General features: G+C 56.5%; 15 protein-coding genes. 6 read left to right on the forward strand and 9 right to left on the reverse strand.

The genetic code is table 11. The annotated features are described in order from the left end of the window. Positions 1-6: 6 nt before the first annotated feature. From ABLN94_RS06390 to ABLN94_RS06400, 3 genes are read right to left on the reverse strand one after another with little or no spacing between them, the layout of a single operon-like run. On the reverse strand, positions 7-1,998 hold the full coding sequence (locus tag ABLN94_RS06390) for a vWA domain-containing protein (RefSeq protein WP_352990560.1): 1,992 nt from the start codon (positions 1,996-1,998) through the stop codon (positions 7-9). Then, positions 1,995-2,534, reverse strand: coding sequence for an RNA polymerase sigma factor (locus ABLN94_RS06395; RefSeq protein ID WP_352990563.1), 540 nt, complete (start codon positions 2,532-2,534; stop codon positions 1,995-1,997). The genes ABLN94_RS06390 and ABLN94_RS06395 overlap by 4 nt, the downstream gene beginning before the upstream one ends. A 60-nt stretch (positions 2,535-2,594) precedes the next feature. Then, the gene (locus tag ABLN94_RS06400) at positions 2,595-4,175 is read right to left on the reverse strand and encodes an FMN-binding glutamate synthase family protein (protein WP_352990565.1); all 1,581 of its coding nucleotides are present in this window, start codon (positions 4,173-4,175) and stop codon (positions 2,595-2,597) included. A gap of 218 nt (positions 4,176-4,393) precedes the next feature. Between ABLN94_RS06400 and ABLN94_RS06405 the strand changes: the two genes are divergently transcribed. Both ABLN94_RS06405 and ABLN94_RS06410 read left to right on the forward strand, forming a co-directional pair. Then, the gene (locus ABLN94_RS06405) at positions 4,394-4,789 is read left to right on the forward strand and encodes a FluC/FEX family fluoride channel (protein ID WP_352990568.1); all 396 of its coding nucleotides are present in this window, start codon (positions 4,394-4,396) and stop codon (positions 4,787-4,789) included. Next, positions 4,786-5,148 carry a fluoride efflux transporter FluC gene (locus tag ABLN94_RS06410; protein ID WP_352990571.1) on the forward strand — a complete coding sequence of 121 codons (363 nt, stop codon included), beginning with the start codon at positions 4,786-4,788 and terminating at the stop codon, positions 5,146-5,148. The genes ABLN94_RS06405 and ABLN94_RS06410 overlap by 4 nt, the downstream gene beginning before the upstream one ends. Here the strand turns inward: ABLN94_RS06410 and ABLN94_RS06415 are convergent. Genes ABLN94_RS06415 through ABLN94_RS06440 form a run of 6 tightly spaced genes read right to left on the reverse strand, consistent with a single transcriptional unit; the run spans position 5,145 to position 11,662 of the window. Beyond that, positions 5,145-6,668 carry a DHA2 family efflux MFS transporter permease subunit gene (locus ABLN94_RS06415; protein WP_352990573.1) on the reverse strand — a complete coding sequence of 508 codons (1,524 nt, stop codon included), beginning with the start codon at positions 6,666-6,668 and terminating at the stop codon, positions 5,145-5,147. The two genes, ABLN94_RS06410 and ABLN94_RS06415, sit on opposite strands and share 4 nt — an antisense overlap. Next, complete coding sequence (locus tag ABLN94_RS06420; protein WP_352990575.1) at positions 6,665-7,648, reverse strand: HlyD family secretion protein; 984 nt, start codon at positions 7,646-7,648, stop codon at positions 6,665-6,667. Before ABLN94_RS06420 ends, ABLN94_RS06415 begins: the two co-directional genes overlap by 4 nt. 22 nt (positions 7,649-7,670) lie before the next feature. Continuing rightward, complete coding sequence (locus tag ABLN94_RS06425; protein ID WP_352990578.1) at positions 7,671-7,997, reverse strand: cytochrome o ubiquinol oxidase subunit IV; 327 nt, start codon at positions 7,995-7,997, stop codon at positions 7,671-7,673. Then, entirely contained in the window at positions 7,990-8,622 is a 633-nt protein-coding gene (locus tag ABLN94_RS06430) for a cytochrome c oxidase subunit 3 (RefSeq protein ID WP_352990581.1), read from the reverse strand. Before ABLN94_RS06430 ends, ABLN94_RS06425 begins: the two co-directional genes overlap by 8 nt. After that, positions 8,619-10,703 (reverse strand): cbb3-type cytochrome c oxidase subunit I, encoded by a 2,085-nt coding sequence (locus ABLN94_RS06435; RefSeq protein WP_352990584.1) that lies wholly within the window; start codon positions 10,701-10,703, stop codon positions 8,619-8,621. The genes ABLN94_RS06430 and ABLN94_RS06435 overlap by 4 nt, the downstream gene beginning before the upstream one ends. Further along, positions 10,700-11,662: a cytochrome ubiquinol oxidase subunit II gene (locus tag ABLN94_RS06440; protein WP_352990587.1), complete on the reverse strand. Its 963-nt coding sequence runs from the start codon at positions 11,660-11,662 to the stop codon at positions 10,700-10,702. Before ABLN94_RS06440 ends, ABLN94_RS06435 begins: the two co-directional genes overlap by 4 nt. Positions 11,663-11,849: 187 nt before the next feature. Between ABLN94_RS06440 and ABLN94_RS06445 the strand changes: the two genes are divergently transcribed. The 4 genes from ABLN94_RS06445 (at position 11,850) to ABLN94_RS06460 (ending at position 17,046) form a co-directional block, all read left to right on the forward strand. After that, positions 11,850-13,085 (forward strand): lytic murein transglycosylase, encoded by a 1,236-nt coding sequence (locus tag ABLN94_RS06445; RefSeq protein WP_352990962.1) that lies wholly within the window; start codon positions 11,850-11,852, stop codon positions 13,083-13,085. Positions 13,086-13,487: 402 nt separating this feature from the next. Continuing rightward, positions 13,488-15,116, forward strand: coding sequence for a peptide ABC transporter substrate-binding protein (locus tag ABLN94_RS06450; protein ID WP_352990590.1), 1,629 nt, complete (start codon positions 13,488-13,490; stop codon positions 15,114-15,116). A 66-nt stretch (positions 15,117-15,182) separates the two neighbouring features. Continuing rightward, positions 15,183-16,106 carry an oligopeptide ABC transporter permease OppB gene (oppB, locus tag ABLN94_RS06455; protein WP_170492636.1) on the forward strand — a complete coding sequence of 308 codons (924 nt, stop codon included), beginning with the start codon at positions 15,183-15,185 and terminating at the stop codon, positions 16,104-16,106. 10 nt (positions 16,107-16,116) lie between these two features. Next, the gene (locus ABLN94_RS06460; RefSeq protein ID WP_170492631.1) at positions 16,117-17,046 is read left to right on the forward strand and encodes an ABC transporter permease subunit; all 930 of its coding nucleotides are present in this window, start codon (positions 16,117-16,119) and stop codon (positions 17,044-17,046) included.

Genomic DNA, 17,046 nt, shown 5'->3' on the forward strand with positions numbered 1-17,046 from the left:
CCCACCTCACTGAGCTAGTGTTTCAGCCAATCGCATCAGTGTGACGGCTTCGGCACGATACCCGAACGTGTCCTGCCCTTTCGCTGAATTGGCCAGCGCAATGGCGTCATCATAGGACCATGACCCCAGGTAGTCCCCGCCGCGCAGTAACTGCCCGAACCCGGCGATCGCGTAGGAGAATTGAACATCCTCGGACGCCGTCCCCTGACCGAGAAAGATTGGTTCCTCGATCAGCCGGCTCTCAGTCGCGCCCGGCTGTTTGTAGCGCAACTTGAAATAACCGATCTCGTCCGTGTCTTCTGCCTCTACGTGTTCGGCGTAGCGCAGCGGGCCATTGCGGATTGAGTCCGAACCGACCGGAGTGACTTCGTAGATCGCCGTCACTGTGTGACCCGCTCCGATATCTCCTGCATCCACCTTGTCATTTGCGAAATCCTCGCGTCGAAGAGAACGGGTTTCATACCCAATCAGACGGTATTCGGCGATCTGGGCCGGGTTGAATTCAACTTGTATCTTGACGTCGTTGGCAATCGGGAACAGCGCCCCGGTCAGTTGATCGACCAGAACCTTGCGCGCTTCGCCCAGCGTGTCGATATAGGCCGCCTGCCCGTTTCCATTCTGCGCCAGCGCCTGCATTGTGGCATCATCCAGATTGCCCCGGCCAAAGCCCAGAACGCTCAGGAACGTGCCACTGTCGCGTTTCTTGGCGATGAAATCCTTCAGGGCGTCAGGGTCTGACAGGCCAACATTGAAATCGCCGTCAGTGGCAAGGATCACGCGGGTGACTTCGCCCTCCGAAGCCATGCTTTCTGCAACCTGGTAGGCTTGCTGCAACCCGGCCTGCCCAGCGGTAGAGCCACCAGCCTCCAACTGATCCAACGCGGCCAGGATTTTGGTCCGCTCTGACGTAGCGGTCGGTTCCAGCACCTGCCCGGCGCTACCCGCATAAGTGACGATTGAGACCTGATCCTCGGGCCGCAGTTCAGATAATAACAGGCGGAAGGATTGCTTGAGCAGCGGCAGCTTATTCGCATTCTGCATCGACCCAGATGTATCGATCAGAAAGACAAGGTTCAGCGGCGGGCGGTCTTCGATCTCAGGCAGAGCGCCCTGAATACCGATATGGACCAGTTGTGTGCCATCGTTCCACGGCGTCGGAGTCACCTTAATCGTAGGGCGGAATGGCGTGGCTCCCTCGGGTGCGGGATAGCTGTAAGGGAAGTAATTTACCATTTCTTCGACCCGCACCGCGTCTTTCGGTGGTAATTGCCCACGCATCAGTGAGGATCGGATAATCGAATAAGAGGCCGTATCGACGTCAATCGAGAAGGTCGACGCCGGGTCTTCGGTCGTGACCTTCAAAGGATTGGTATCAGCGTTGGCAAAAGCTTCGGTATCTGTTTCTGGAGCAATGCTTAGGTCCGATTGAACCGGGGCTGGGGCGGTTGATGGTGGCGTGCCAAGTAGCGCACCAGAGGCTATTCCTAACCCAGTGCTGCTATCTGCCTCCGAACTAAATGAGCGCATTTTCGGCTGCGAAACCACTGACGACTCAGCGGCGAGTTCTTCGACGATCACCGGCGCTTCAATAACGGGTTCAGGCAAAGAGTTCTGGGGAACTCCGTGAGCAAGTTCGTCTTCCTGATCAACTTCAGCCGTTTGGACCTGTGGTTCGACACGTTTATTGGTCGGCAGAGTAGTCGGGCTTTTCGCAAATTCCCAAGTCTGCGGTAGGATCATCACCATGGCCACGGCAGCGATTGCGGTTGTCGCGGTCAGTGCACCGCGATGAGAGAGGACGTTCAGCATCGATTTCGCTCCTTCTGTCAGGCGGGGCATCAGGCCTCGCTTGACAGTCGGACGCATGGCACCGAGCAATCCTTGGGCGCGTAGAAAATTTTTCTGAGCCTGTTCCAGATTCTCGGCCCGACGCCGCACATCCGGAGCGGGGGTTGCGGCATCCATCAGCGTTTTGAGGTCTTCAAGATCGTCTGTCATTCTGCCAACTCCTCTTGCCGCAGAGCACGCAGGCGCTTGCGAATGTCCGACATGCGCCAAGACACGGTGCCCTCGGACACGCCCAGAACCTCGGCCGCCTGGGCATGAGTCATCTCATCTTCCAACGTCAGGGCCAGTGTGTCCTGCAACTCTTGCGGCAAGGACCGCATGGCCCGCTGCAACCAATCAACCGCTTCAGCAGTTTCCACCGCTTCGGCACGACGCATTTGTTCCACGTCTCCCCATCCTGCTGCGGCGCGGCTGTGGCTGGCCTGACGGCGGCGTGCATCTTCGGCTGCGTTAACCACAACCCGGTACAGCCACGTCGTGAACTTTGCCTCAGCCCGAAATCCAGCAATTTTAGCGGGCAACGCCGCGCAGATATCCTGCGCTAGGTCTTCGGCCTGATCCGCCCGCCCCGTCAGGCGGAAAGCCAGACGAAACATCCGATCGTAGTGCCGTGCCAAAAGGGTCGCGAACGCGTCTGCATCCCCTTTCGCGGCAGCCTTGGCCAGATTCTCATCCGATGTTGTCATGCGCATAACGATGGGTATGACGGATCAGTGAGGTCAATCCTTGGTGGGTGTTGAAAAAAATTAGAAGTTTTCCGCAGTGGCCAATTTCCAGTCCGCAGCAAATTCGTCCGGCACCGCGTCCGTCAGCAAAACACCCTCATCGAGAAAGGTATAGAGGTCCGCATATGACCTTTCCCGCTCATCCGCCAGACGCCGACGAATATCGCTTGGGCGCAGATCCGAAACCTTTTCCTTGCCCATTGCCCCCAAAAGTTCGCGGAAACTTTCCAACGTAGCATCGTGAAAGCGATGCACCCGCTTGCGTTTTCGAGGCACGTGCACTGCTTGCCCCCGGATCGGATCCTGTGTTGCCACTCCTGAAGGGCAACGGTTCGTATTGCAATGCAACGCCTGAATACAACCGACCGCAAACATCATGGCCCTCGCGGCGTTACACATATCGGCGCCAAGCGCGAATTTCTCGACCATATCATAACCCGTGGCCACCTTACCCGAGCAAATGATCCGGATCTTGTCACGCAACCCCACCCCGCGCAAACAGTTGTTGACGAAGATCAGCGCCTCATTCAGCGGCATGCCCAAACGGTTGGTGAATTCCACCGGAGCTGCTCCGGTGCCCCCTTCTGCACCATCAATGGTGATAAAGTCCGGCAGAATTCCGGTTTCAAGCATCGCTTTGCAGATCGCCATGAACTCGGACGGTCGCCCAATACACAGCTTGAAGCCGATGGGCTTGCCATCCGACATTTCGCGCAGGTGCTGTACAAAGTGCATCAACCCCGTCGGACCTTCGAAAGCCGAGTGGATGGGAGGAGAAATAACATCCTGATGCTCTGGTACACCCCGAATTTCGGCAATTTCCTTGTCCACCTTGGCCGCAGGTAAAACCCCACCGTGGGAGGGTTTTGCACCTTGTGACAACTTGATTTCGATCGCTTTGACGACGTCCTTCTTAGCCTTTTCAGCGAACAAATCCTTATCGAACCCACCGTCCGGCGTGCGGCAGCCAAAATACCCGGTACCGATCTGCCAAATGATATCTCCGCCCTCGGCCAAATGGTGAGGAGAGAGACCGCCTTCACCCGTGTTATGGGCAAAATCACCATCTTTGGCCCCACCGTTCAACGCCCGGATCGCATTGGCACTGAGGGCCCCGAAACTCATGGCAGAAACGTTGAGGCGTGAGGCGAGGTATGGCTTGCTGCATTGCGGCCCTCCCAGCATCACCCGCTCTTCGCTTTCGTCCACGTGCTTGGGCGCAAGAGAGTGATTGGCCCTGTGGTACCCCACAGTCTGAATGTCGAATTGGGTGCCAAAAGCTTGCGTATCCACCTGCCCCTTAGCGCGGGAATAGACCAGGCTGCGAATGATCCGGTTGTACGGGCGGCCGCTTTCGTTGGTTTCCACAAAATACTGGCGGATTTCCGGGCTGACGAACTCCAGCATGTATCGGAAATGCCCCAGAACCGGGTAATTGTTCAGCACGTTATGCTTGGTAGTCAGTAGGTCATACAGCCCGACAACCGCATAGGGAATTAGGATGACCAACAACCAATGGACCGGAGGCCAGAAAAACCCCAATAGCAAAGTCAAAGGCAGGCACACATAGCTCAGGAAGTAATAGAGTCTGCGTACAATCATTTCGTGCTCTCCCAGCTTGATGCCTGATCCAGTCTGTTCGCGCGTGGCGATCATAAGGCTAACCGTGGAACAAATCGGCTTTTGGTTGCAAGCGTTTATGCCAGCCCTAACAGGACAATTACGGCTTGTGAAATGAACTCGCGGTCGGCGCACAGTTGATCCTTGCGACGGCAATATGTATGCCAAAACAAAGGTGAAATTGGGCAGAAAGATTGGCCGTGACACAGACCCGACCCGCAGCCCTGATGTTCATCGCCGTTTTTGTGGGTGGTGCTGCCGGGTCGCTGCTGCGAGAGGTGTTCGCAGTCCAAATCCCCGGCGCTCCTATTTTGACGGCGACGTTTGGCATTAACATTTTCGCCTGTTTCATACTCGGCTGGCTCTATGCGGTGAGGCACCGTGTACACGCGCATGTTCTGCACCTTGGCGCAGTTGGGTTCTGCGGCGGGTTATCGACCTTCTCGTCGTTTGTTGCTGAGCTAGAGCGCATGGCCACATTGAATATATGGGGTGCAATCTCAGCTGCGGGGTTGGAAATCGCTATCGGCATCGCGGCCGCCATTTTGGGTGAGGCCATCGGACGGCGATTTCACAGGCCGGGGTCGGCGGGATGAGCGAGCTCTACCTGCACGCCATGTTCGGACTTGGTGGTGGTCTGGGGGCAGTGTTGCGCCATTGGATCGCACTGCGGGTCCAGCACGACCTTCCCTTTGCGACCCTGATCGTGAACGTTCTGGGTAGCCTGCTGCTGGGCCTGTGGATTGGGTATCTGGGTGGCCCTGTCGAAATGGGCGAAGAAGAAAGAAGGCTGGTCTTCGGGTTTTGTGGCGGCTTCACAACCTTTTCCAGCTTTGCCTATCAGTCGCTAGAGTTGCGACGCGAACGCACGATTGCTCTGGCTGCAGGAAATATACTGCTGAGCCTGGCCTTGTGCTGGTTCGCCCTGTGGCTAGGCCTTTTCCTGATACGTTAATGGGCTGGCGCCACCGCCTGCGTGCCAGGACTCGGCGCTTTACAGAAAAACAGCAATGGGATCGTCGCCAAGGCTAGCAAGCCTAGGTTGTTGAAAACGGTCAGGTAGGAAATCATCTCGGCTTGGCTATAGATTTCCTGCCCCAGAATAGCGGCGCCTTCGGCACTGTCTGGCGTCAGCCCAAGTGGTTCCAGATAAGCCTGTGCCGCCGGGTTATAGGGCGTCACGTTCTGGCTGAGCACCGCCGTATTCGTCTGCAAACCGCGTACCACCCAAGTGCCCACAAGCGAGATTCCAACCGATGAACCCAACTGTCGGGTCACGTTGAACAGGCCCGAGGCTTCGTCCTGTCGATCCTTCGAGATGCTTTCGAACGCCAAAATCGACATCGGTACAAAGACCAGCCCCATGCCTAACCCACTGACAGCTCCCGGCCAAGCCAATTCCCAGAACCCCGCATTCATGTTGAGCGCGCCCATCATGAAATTACTCACGGCAGTCAGCATCATCCCAATGCCGGCCAGCAACCGTGGATCGAAGCGTGACACCAAAACTGCGCCCGTCACAACCATGGACAAGCCCGCCGTTATACCGCGCGGAATGAAGAGGTGGCCTGAGGCAATTACCGGGTAGTCCAGCAAGTTCTGCACAAAAGTTGGCAGGATCGCGATACCTCCGAACAAAGAAACCGCAAATCCGGCAATAACCAGATTGCACAGGGCAAAGTTACGATCCGCAAACAGGCGCAGATCGACGACCGGGCGCCTGGTGGTAAGCGCGTGAATAATGAACCCTAGCGCACCCAAGACCGAGGCGATCACCGCCACCTGAATAACGCGGGACGACAGCCAATCCTTGCTCTCGCCCTGGTCCAGGATGAACTGCAGACAGCCGATGCCGATGGCCAGCATGGCAAGACCGGTCCAGTCGATCCGAACCTCTTCGGTCTTGTCTTCGGGCAATTCTCCTGTCAGCAGCAACAATGCCAGGGCGGCAACCGGCAAATTAACGAAGAACACCATCCGCCACGAGAAATATTCCGTCAGGATCGCTCCAACTGTCGGCCCGAGGACCGGGGCCACCACGACACCCAACCCAAATAGCGCCATCGCCTGTCCGCGTTTTGCGCGAGGAAAGGCATCAAACAGGATAGATTGTGACAGTGGAATCAAAAACGCGCCGAACATCCCCTGCGCCAAGCGAAAAAAGACAATAGTCTCAAGACTCCAAGACAGGCCACACATGACGGACATGGTGGTAAAGCCAGCAATGGCGGTCAGGATCAGCCTGCGCCGTCCAACCCGGCGCGCGACAAAACCGGTTAGCGGCATCACCACAACCGCAGAGACGATATAACTGGTTAGAATCCACGTCGCTTGATCAGTTGTAGCGCCAAACGCCGCCTGAATGTGAGGGAGAGCGACATTGACGATCGTGCTGTCCAACACCTCGAGAATGGCGCTGAGTACAACGGCGATGACGATTACCGGATTGACGCGGCCGGCCGCCGAACCCGTCATTTTTCGACCTGATCCACTGTGGTATCTACGATCACCTTACTGCTGCCACCGACGCGCAGCGGCGCATCAGTCGGATTTAATTCGACACGTACTGGAAACCGCCGGGTGACCTTAACCCAATTGCCGCTGGAATTCTCAGACGGCAACAACGAAAACGTATCCCCTGATCCCCGCCCAATTGAGGCAACTTTGCCCTTCAAAGTCACGCCCGGCAGCATGTCGACCTTTACCGTGACCGGCTGACCCGGACGTATGCGCGGTAGCGAAGTTTCCTTGAAATTCGCGTCGACCCACCAATCCGACGATTCAACAATCGAAAACTGCGGTGCATTGGCTGACACCGCCGAACCTGGTCGCAGAGTCAGGTTGGCAATCCACCCATCCGACGTGGCGTAGACCCTGGTCCAGTTCAAGTCGGCCTGTGCAATCTCAAGCTGCGCACGCGACGACAGAACATCGTCCTGCTTTGCAGACAGTCCACTTTGGAGTGCCAAAAGGGTGGACTGGCTCGCGGTCAACCGGGCCGAGGCCTCGGCAAAGGTTGTTGTCGCTTGGTCCAGTGAGGCCTGCGCCAGATCGCCGTCCGAGAACAGAGCCTTGGCGCGTTCGAAATTGTTCTTGGCTGTGTCATAGGCTGATTGCGTGGACTCGACAGCCGCTTCAGCCGCCGTGATCTGGGTAGAGTACGATTGCGCCTGCTGCATGGCGCTATCCAGATTGGCCTGAGCCTGGTCGACAGAAGCTTTGAACTGCGTTTCATCAATCGTGAACAGAAGATCGCCTGCCTTTACCGGCTGATTGTCCGTGATTGGTACCTCTGCAACTTGACCGGTTACTCTTGCAGCAACTTTGATAATATTTGCACCAACGTACGCATCCTTGGTCGAGGGGTAGCGTTCTTCATGGCGCCAATAGAGAAACAGGCCGGCGGCAATTGCGATCAGCATGACTGCTGCGGCTACGGCTTTAAAAAGCTTCATAAATCCGTTCTCTTACAAGGCGTTACATTGGATAGGTGTGCATCCGCACCGCTAGATTGCCCATAATCCAGACAGTTCCGAGGATGATAATCAGCAAAACAAGTGTTGAAAAAAGAACTAAGTCCAGATCTTCACGGCTGCTGCGACGGCGGTCGATATGGAGGAAGTAAACCAGCTGCACGATCAACTGCGCTAACCCTAGCAACGCAATCGACAGGTAGACCCCCTTAGTTTCAATGCCGTATGTGTAGGCGATTGTGAACACGGCGAATGTCAGCAACAACGAACCGCCATAGCCAATCACATACCTACGGCGCTCGCGCCGGTGCATTTCGCTGCGCTTATCCATAGGCCAGCCCTCCGAAATATACGATGGTGATGATGCCGATCCAGATTAGGTCGAGGAAGTGCCAGAACAAGGCCAACCGCACCACACGCGACATCAACAGATCGGTCAGGCCAAACAACCGTAACTGGATGCCCAGAACAACCAACCACAGACACCCCGCCGCCACATGCAGCCCGTGCAGCGGAACCAATCCGTAAAACGCCGACAAGAACCCGCTGCGTTGGGGAATGCCGCCTTTTTCGGCCATTGAGATGAAATCGCGGACCTCCAGAACCAAAAAGCAGAGCCCCAAAACAAGTGTCACACAAAACCAGAAAACGATCCGTGACCGGGGCAGATTGTATTTCAAGGCCAACATCGCCAGCCCGACGGTCAGGCTACTGGTGAGCAGGATCATGGTTTGGGCAAAGATGCTTCTCAGGTCGAAAAGCTCATGCGGACCTGGCCCTCCGGCCTGGGCGTCAATCATTGTGATGTAAATGGCGAACATCAGGCCGAAATAGACCAGATCGCTCATCAGGAAGACCCAAAAGCCAAAGGTTACGACCTCGCTGGCCTTGTCGGCGCTAGCGTGCCTTCGCCCGAGATTTAGACCTGGATAGCTGTGGGTCGGTGCGCGCTTCATGTCACCGCCTCCAGATCAGGGCGGGCAAGACCGCGGTTTTCCGGAGCGGTTTCATGGTCACGGTCCACGGCCATTGAACTATGGACCAGATCCAGCCAAGCCTCATGTTGTTTGCGCACTTCTTCGGCGGGGATGACCTCTTCGATATTCAGTCTGAAGGTCCAGAGAATGAAGGACAGCAACATCAAGCCCGTCATCAATGCAGCCAGCCACCAGATCCACCAGACCAATGCGAACATCCAGACACCACTAAGCACGCACAGGATGAACCCGATGGCGGTGTTGCGCGGCATTGTTATGTCTTCATAGGCGTCAGGTGTCGGATAGGCGTTACCTCGTTCCTTGGCGGCCGCGAAATTGTCCCTGTCTGTGACCTGTGGGATGATTGCAAAGTTGTAAGGCGGCGGCGGTGCCGGGATTGACCATTCCAGCGTCCGTGCGTCCCAAGGATCACCGACTGGCACACGGGTTTTTTCCCGGTCGCGGATGCTGACCCACAGTTGAAAAACCACCGACAGCAAGGCTGAGAGGATCACCAACGCGCCCATAACAGCGATGATCATATAGGGGTGAAAGCTGGGGTCTTCCCAGCTGAACGACCGGCGCGGCATTCCCATGAGGCCAACGAAATAGAGCGGTAAGAAGGTCAACATGAATCCGACCGTCCAAAGTACGACTGTGATCCGGCCCCAGTATTCGTTCAAGCGGAAACCAAAGGCTTTGGGGAACCAGTAGTTGTACCCGGCCAGCAGACCGAACAATACGCCCGGCAGCAGGACGTTGTGGAAATGCGCGACCAGAAACAGGGTGTTATGCACTTGATAGTCGACCGTGGGATTGGCGAGGATCACGCCAGACAACCCGCCAATCACAAACAGCATCAGAAACGCCAAGCCGTAGAGCATCGGCACAGAAAACCGGATGCGGCCGCGATAAAGGGTTGCCATCCAGTCATAGACTTTCACACCTGTCGGGATCGCGATCAGCATGGTGGCGATCCCGAACACCGCATTGATCAGAGCACTTTGGCCCATTGTGAAGAAATGGTGCAGCCAAACGGTGAAAGACAGCACCGCGATACACATCGTGGCGATCACCAGTGAGTTGTAACCATAAAGGCGTTTGGCCGAGAACGTCGCAAAGATCTCGGAATAGATGCCATAGGCAGGCAGGACCAACAGATAGACCTCTGGGTGGCCGAACAGCCAAAACAGGTTGGCGTAGTTCATCATGTTGCCGCCAAGGTCATTGGTAAAAAAGTGAAAGCCCAGATAGCGGTCCGCCGCCAACATCAGCGCCGCCACCCCGAGTGGCGGCATTGCAAAGATAATCAGGATTGAGCTGCTGATGATGGTCCAGCAATACATCGGCAACCGCATGAACTTCATTCCCGGCGCCCGCAGCTTGTAGATCGTCACCGCAAAGTTGATGCCCGTCAATGTGGTACCGATGCCCGAAACGACGATGGCCCATATCCAGTAATCTGGTCCTACGCCGGGGTTGAAGGCGGCCCCCGTATACGGCGGATAGGCCGTCCAACCGCCGGTAGAGAAGTTACCGACAACCAGTGACACCATCAACATCATGCCGGCCGAAACGGTCAGACCCAGGCTGATCTGGTTCATCACCGGAAAGGCCACATCCCGCGCACCGATCATCAGTGGGATCAAAAAGTTTGCCAATCCGAACACAAATGGCACAGCGACAAAGAACACCATGATTGTGCCATGGGTGCTGAACAGCTCGGCGAAATGCTCGGCTTCTAGAAACCCATCGCCCGGCCCAGCCGCCTGCTGGGCGCGCATGACCACGCCCTCCAACACGCCTCTTGCCAACATGACGATGGCAAAGACGATATACATGATACCGATCTTTTTATGATCGGCGCTGGTCAGCCAGTCGCGCCACAGCGGCCCCCACAGGCGGAACCATGTCAGCAATCCAACGACAACGACAACACCGACGACCACAACAGCGGCGGCTGCATTAGCTACGATTTCATTCGCGTTGGGTGTCTGGATCAGACCGGCAATCGGGAAGGAATCCCAGCTTAGGCGGCCAAAGAAACCGGTGTCGGTCATTGCGTGCCCTCCTGCCCGTATTCAAAGCTTCCCGGCTGCTGATCCACAGGCAGCGGTTTCCCACCGTGATAGCGATGCAGAATAGACTGGAACAAATCACCCTCTACCAGCGTGAAATACAGAGCGTCATCTGGCATCTGGGCGGTTCCCAGCGCGGCCTGAACCTCATCCCGGTCAGTGCGCATGGCCAAAGTGCGGTAGGTCTGAGGGTCCAGTGGAATGCCATTGGCGCGAACAGCCTCGACCCAAGAACTGAAATCCTCTGATTGCATAGCGAGCGTTTTGAATTTCTGCTTGGTAAAGCCGCGGCCGTTGTATTGCGTGTTCTCGCCCTGCATCGTCTTGGGCGTATCGGCCACCAAATGCAGTTGCGTCGTCATTCCGGGCATGGCGTAAATCTGCCCGGCCAAAGCCGGGATCATAAAAGATTGCATGACCGTGTCAGTGGTCAGCGTCATTGCAACTTGTTGCTTAACCGGGATGCCCAGCTCTCCGACACTGGCAATACCCAGATCGGGGTAAATGAACAGCCATTTCCAATCCAGCCCAACGACCTGAACATTAAGTGCGGGGGTTTCACCGAACCTGGCTGCGTAAGGGTCAAGCCGGTGCGTTGCTTTCCACAGGTAAAAGGACAACAGAGCAACAATGACAACAGGCACGCCCCACATGGCGAATTCCAGCGGCGGGGAGAAATCCCATTTCGGCCGGTACGTAGCAGCGCTGTCCTTACGACGCCGGTATCGCAACGCAATCAGCGGCACCAGAACCAGAACGGGGACCACGGCAATGAGGATCAGAACCGTTGCCCGCAGCAGATGAACCTTCTGGACCGCCGCAATTGGGCCCTGAGGGTCCATGAAACTGTCGCTCGCCCCTGCCATCTGCGCTGTCGCGGCGACTACAATTGCCGCCAACGGCATTGCCCGTGACACAGGTAAGGGTCTGGGAAAGGCCACGCCTGATCTTCCTCTTACGTCGTCGCTTTCGGCCAACTATCGGCAGAGTCAGGAATTTTCTCAAGGAATTTTCCATAATCATCGATTACCCGACACACCGCCTGAACAACCGTAGCATTACGATTGCGCAAATCACCGCCAATGCCGCGGTTGACTTAACATCGGAGGCGCGCGAGACATTTTGGTGATGCGTCCAATTATTCTCGCCCTTTGTCTTTGGTGTCTTGCAACCAGCGCATACGCGCAGGATCGCGCGGCGGTTGAACGTCAGTTTCAAGCATGGCTGCAAGATACCGTATGGCCACAGGCCAAGACCAGCGGCGTCTCGCGCCGCACAATGCGCCAGGCTTTCGAGGGAGTCACACTCAACTGGAAGCTACCGGATTTGGTGCCGCCGGGCAGCCAAGCGCAAGTGCCCAAGCGACAAAAACAGGCCGAATTCGGATCACCAGGACGCTACTTCAACAATGGCTCTGTTCAGGGGGCCACAGCCACAGGGCGACAAATGGCGCGTCGCCATTCAACGACTTTGGCACGCGTTGAGGCGGAAACAGGCGTGCCCGGACGCATCATCCTGGCTATTTGGGGCCGCGAGAGCGGGTATGGCCAAGTGCCAATCCGACACAACGCCTTTCAGGTTCTAAGTACGAAAGGCTTCATGAGCACCCGTTCTGACTATTTCACCAAAGAGCTGATTGCCGCGCTGCAGATAGCGGAGGCCGGTCACGCGCCACCGGGCACCTTGAAAAGCAGCTGGGCTGGGGCGTTGGGTCAACCACAATTCATGCCGTCAAACTTTCTAATCTATGCGGCCGATGGCAACGGTGACGGTCGATCAGATATCTGGGGTTCACCAGACGATACAATCGCATCAATCGGGAGTTTTTTGTCCCAACATGGTTGGGTCACCGGCCGCGATTGGGGCTTTGAAGTGAACGTTCCGGCCTCAGTTTCTTGTGCTTTAGAGGGGCCGGATCAGGGCAAGCCCATTCAGGACTGGGTAGCAATGGGCGTCACCCGGGTGTCGGGCAGACCGTTCCCAGAGCATGAGTTGCAAGGCGAAGGCTTTCTTATGATGCCCGCTGGACGTAATGGCCCTGCTTTTATCGTGACACCGAATTTCTATGTGCTGAAGGACTACAACAAAAGCGACCTGTATGCCTTGTTCGTGGGCCATGTGGGGGATCGCATTCAATACGGCGTAGGCGACTTTAAGGGGCGCTGGGGCAAATTAGGACAACTCTACCGGTCGGATATCGCGGCTATGCAACGGGCATTGGAACAGCAAGGTCACGATGTGGGTGGCGCGGACGGATTGCCCGGTTTTAAAACGCGCCGCTCAATCGGGCGCTGGCAAAAGGCGACGGGCAGGACGCCCACTTGCTTCCCAGAAACCGCCATGAAGGGCGCTCTCGTGCGGTAGCGATTCGCGCGTGGAACCTCGCCGATTGGCGCCTCTCCTTGTTGCCCAAGGGTCAAGCGCGAGTGGTACCCTTCACAAAAATGTCAAGAACGGATGAGGTTTCATTATTTAATTTCCGAGCCTACGCCTGTTTCATTCACGATCCACCTCCAGTTGCTTATTTTTAAGGCAGCATCTTTATCCTTTTTAGAAATAGTGTCACCTTCAGCGCCAGTGAAAGGCGACTTTTGCAAAAACGTTCCCGACTGCAAACCGAAAGACTGCGACGCGGTGTTCATTGCGATCTGAAAAAGCAAAAATTGAACCAGTCCCGGTCTCTCAGGGTCGGACAAACATGATGGTTGGCAGCCATCCTGAAAGGATGCGGGTGCCATGCCCCTAAAAAAATGGGAGTAGAACAACATGAACAAGTACATTCGGACATCTCTGGCGGGGTTATTGACCTCGACCATGATCACCGGTGCAGCCTTCGCTGCTGGCACCCATCCGACAACCGGTGAAGCGCTAGCTGACGACCAGACCTTTATCTATCGCCTCGGAGATGAACACAGCTCGGTCGACCCGCAGGTTGTCGAAGATACCTATGGCGCCGAAATCACCCGCGACCTGTTCGAAGGGCTGATGAACCAAGACGAAGACGGAAATCTGGTTCCGGGTGTCGCCACTGACTACACCACCAACGAAACCAAGGACGTCTACACTTTTACTCTGCGCGACAACGCCAAGTGGTCGAACGGCGACCCGGTGACCGCAGGCGACTTTGTCTACGCATGGAAACGTGCCGTCGATCCCGCCCTGTCCTCGCCCTATGCTTGGTTCATGGAGTTGATGTCGATCGAGAACGCCGCCGAGATTATTGCAGGCGAAAAGCCGATTGACGAACTGGGCGTCAAAGCCATCGACGATCACACTCTGGAAGTCACCCTCAGCGCACCTCTGCCGTATTTCCCGCAGATGACCACGCATTCGACCACATTTCCGGCACCGCAAAAGGTAATCGAGGAACATGGCGACGCTTGGACACGCCCCGAAAATATCGTTTCGAACGGCGCCTATATCCTGACCGAGCACGTGCCGCAGGAACGTTCGGTTCGTGAACGCAACGAAATGTATTGGGACAACGAGAACACCATTCTCGACAAGGTGGTCGCCCTAATCATCAATGACGAGAACGTTGCCCTGACCCGCTATCTGGCTGGTGAACTGGACCGCACCGAAGTGCCCGCAGGCCAGTTCCCCCGCCTCAGCCAGGAACACCCGGACGAAGCGATCAGCTTCCCGCGCCTGTGCAACTATTACTACACCTTCAACCTGACCGAAGACGGCCCCGAAGCGTTCAAGGACCCCAACGTGCGTCAGGCGCTGTCGCTGGCAGTGGATCGGGCAATCATCACTGAAAAAGTCATGGCTGGTGGACAGCCGCAGGCCTACACCTTCGCACCCGAAGCCACTGCAGGCTTCACCGTCCCCGAGGTTGAAATGGCCTCGATGACTCAGCCCGAGCGCGACGAGTTGGCCAAGGAACTGCTGGCCGGTGCCGGGTATGGCCCCGACAATCCGCTGAGCTTTGAGATGGTCTACAACACCAACGAAGACCACAAGAAGGTCGCCGTGGCGCTGAGCCAGATGTGGAAGCAAAAGCTGGGCGTGAATGTCGAACTGGCCAACATGGAATGGAAAGTGTTCCTGGAAGAGCGCGGCAACCAGAACTTTGATCTGGCCCGTGGCGCGTGGTGTGGCGACTATAACGAAGCGTCCACCTTCCTCGACCTGCTGCAATCGCAGTCGGGCTACAACGACGGCAAATATGCCAACGCCCGCGTGGACGAGTTGCTGGCACAAGCCAAAACTGCCGACGACCCTGCCCCCTTATATACCGAGGTTGAGCGTATCATCGCACAGGAAACCCCTGTGATCCCGATCTATCACTATGCGGGTGTCTACATGATGGACACCGATGTCGGGAACTGGCCGATCAATAACGTCGAGCAGAACTGGTACTCGAAAAACCTCTACAAGGTCGCCGAATAATCGTCTTTGAACCGCGCCCTGTCCCGGGACCGCCCGGGGCAGGGCCAATAAACATGGGGGCATGAAATGCTTGCCTATAGTCTTCGGCGACTGCTGGTCGCCATTCCGACGATCCTGTTGCTGATCGTCGCCTGTTTCTTTCTGATGCACTTCGCGCCCGGCGGGCCTTTCACGTCAGAGCGGCCTTTGCCGCCGGCAGTTCTGGCCAACATCGAGGCACGGTACGGGTTGGACCAACCGCTTTGGAAACAGCTTTGGGACTATCTCTACAACATCGTCGTGCATTTTGATTTCGGACCGTCCTTCAAGTTCAAGGACCGGGACGTGAATGACATCATCGCACAGGGCTTCCCGATCTCGTTGACCTATGGCTCGCTGTCGTTCCTGGTCGCGACGACCATCGGTGTCGGTCTCGGGATTGCTGCGGCGATCAAGCATAACAGCTGGATCGACTATTTCGCCGTGGGTCTGGGCATCGCAGCGCAGGCGCTGCCGAACTTCATCATGGGCCCGATCCTGATCCTGACATTCACCTTGTGGCTGGGATGGCTGCCTGGCGGTGGCTGGAACGGCGGGCAATGGCAATATCTGGTCATGCCGGTAATTGCGCTTGCGACTTCGTACATGGGATCAATCGCGCGGATAACGCGATCGTCGATGCTGGAAGTTCTGAACTCGAACTTCATTCGCACCGCCCGCGCCAAAGGCCTGCCGACCAGAACCGTGATCTGGCGTCATGCGCTGAAGCCGACGCTTTTGCCTGTCGTTTCGTATTTGGGACCGGTCTTTGTCTACGTGCTGACCGGTTCGGTGTTCGTCGACATCTACTTCTCGACCGGCGGTCTGGGACAGGCCTATGTGGGTTCAGCCCTGTCGCGGGACTATGCCGTGCTGCTGGGGGTCACGATCCTCTATGGCGCACTGACCGTTGTCGTGAACCTGCTGACCGACCTGGCCTACGCCTGGTTCGATCCGAAAATCCGTTACTGAGGGGCTGGCAATGCTTGGTAAATCACAAAAAGCCGCCCAGCTGGCCGAAGACGTCACCGACTACACGGTCATTCAGGGGCGGTCGCTCTGGCAAGATGCGCGGATGCGGTTTGTTCGCAACAAGGCTGCTATGGCCAGCGTGTTCATTCTGGGCCTCATCGTTCTGTTCACAATCATCGGTCCATATTTCGCCGTCTGGAACAACGAAGAAATCGACTGGAACGTCATGGGTGACGTGCGCGGTATGGGGATGCCCTCGATCGAAACGGGGCACTTTTTCGGCGTCGACGATCTCGGGCGTGACCTTTACAGCCGCGTCATTCAGGCAACGACGACCTCGCTGCTGGTGGGGCTGATCGGGGCGGCGACCGCGCTGATCGTTGGTACTTGCTACGGTATCGCCGCCGGATATATCGGCGGGCGCACCGACAGCGTCATGATGCGTTTCGTCGACATCTTGCTGGCGATCCCGGCAACGTTGATCGTCATCTTGCTGCTGGTCGTCGCAGGGCGGTCGTTCTTCATGTTGTTCATCGCGCTTGGCGCGGTGGGTTGGCTGACTATGGCGCGGATCGTGCGTGGGCAAACCCTGACCTTGAAGAACCGCGAGTTCATCGAAGCCGCACGGGCCGCCGGTGTCAGCGAATTCACTATTATGTATCGCCATATTCTGCCCAACCTGCTGGGTGTGGTGATTGTCTATGCCTCGCTGTTGGTGCCGGAAATGATCCTGATGGAAAGCTTCATTTCGTTCCTTGGGCTGGGCATTTCAGAGCCCTACACGTCCCTGGGTCGTTTGATTGCCGAAGGCGCAGGAACGATGGCTTACGGCACGCTGTGGCAGTTGATGTTCCCTCTGACAATCTATGTCGCCATCATCATCTCGATGTTCTTCATCGGCGATGGTTTGCGCGACGCTCTGGACCCAAAGGATCGCTGA

It is taken from the genome of Ruegeria sp. SCP11 (genome assembly GCF_040329455.1).
Lineage (GTDB): Bacteria > Pseudomonadota > Alphaproteobacteria > Rhodobacterales > Rhodobacteraceae > Ruegeria > Ruegeria atlantica_E.

Bases quoted from the DNA above. Each gene is read 5' to 3' on its own strand.
- ABLN94_RS06410 (WP_352990571.1), top strand. From the start codon at position 4,786: ATGAGCGAGCTCTACCTGCACGCCATGTTCGGACTTGGTGGTGGTCTG.
- ABLN94_RS06425 (WP_352990578.1), bottom strand. From the start codon at position 7,997: ATGGATAAGCGCAGCGAAATGCACCGGCGCGAGCGCCGTAGGTATGTG.
- ABLN94_RS06435 (WP_352990584.1), bottom strand. From the start codon at position 10,703: ATGACCGACACCGGTTTCTTTGGCCGCCTAAGCTGGGATTCCTTCCCG.
- ABLN94_RS06430 (WP_352990581.1), bottom strand. From the start codon at position 8,622: ATGAAGCGCGCACCGACCCACAGCTATCCAGGTCTAAATCTCGGGCGA.
- ABLN94_RS06460 (WP_170492631.1), top strand. From the start codon at position 16,117: ATGCTTGGTAAATCACAAAAAGCCGCCCAGCTGGCCGAAGACGTCACC.
- oppB (WP_170492636.1), top strand. From the start codon at position 15,183: ATGCTTGCCTATAGTCTTCGGCGACTGCTGGTCGCCATTCCGACGATC.
- ABLN94_RS06445 (WP_352990962.1), top strand. From the start codon at position 11,850: ATGCGTCCAATTATTCTCGCCCTTTGTCTTTGGTGTCTTGCAACCAGC.
- ABLN94_RS06400 (WP_352990565.1), bottom strand. From the start codon at position 4,175: ATGATTGTACGCAGACTCTATTACTTCCTGAGCTATGTGTGCCTGCCT.
- ABLN94_RS06450 (WP_352990590.1), top strand. From the start codon at position 13,488: ATGAACAAGTACATTCGGACATCTCTGGCGGGGTTATTGACCTCGACC.
- ABLN94_RS06415 (WP_352990573.1), bottom strand. From the start codon at position 6,668: ATGACGGGTTCGGCGGCCGGCCGCGTCAATCCGGTAATCGTCATCGCC.
- ABLN94_RS06420 (WP_352990575.1), bottom strand. From the start codon at position 7,648: ATGAAGCTTTTTAAAGCCGTAGCCGCAGCAGTCATGCTGATCGCAATT.
- ABLN94_RS06395 (WP_352990563.1), bottom strand. From the start codon at position 2,534: ATGACAACATCGGATGAGAATCTGGCCAAGGCTGCCGCGAAAGGGGAT.
- ABLN94_RS06390 (WP_352990560.1), bottom strand. From the start codon at position 1,998: ATGACAGACGATCTTGAAGACCTCAAAACGCTGATGGATGCCGCAACC.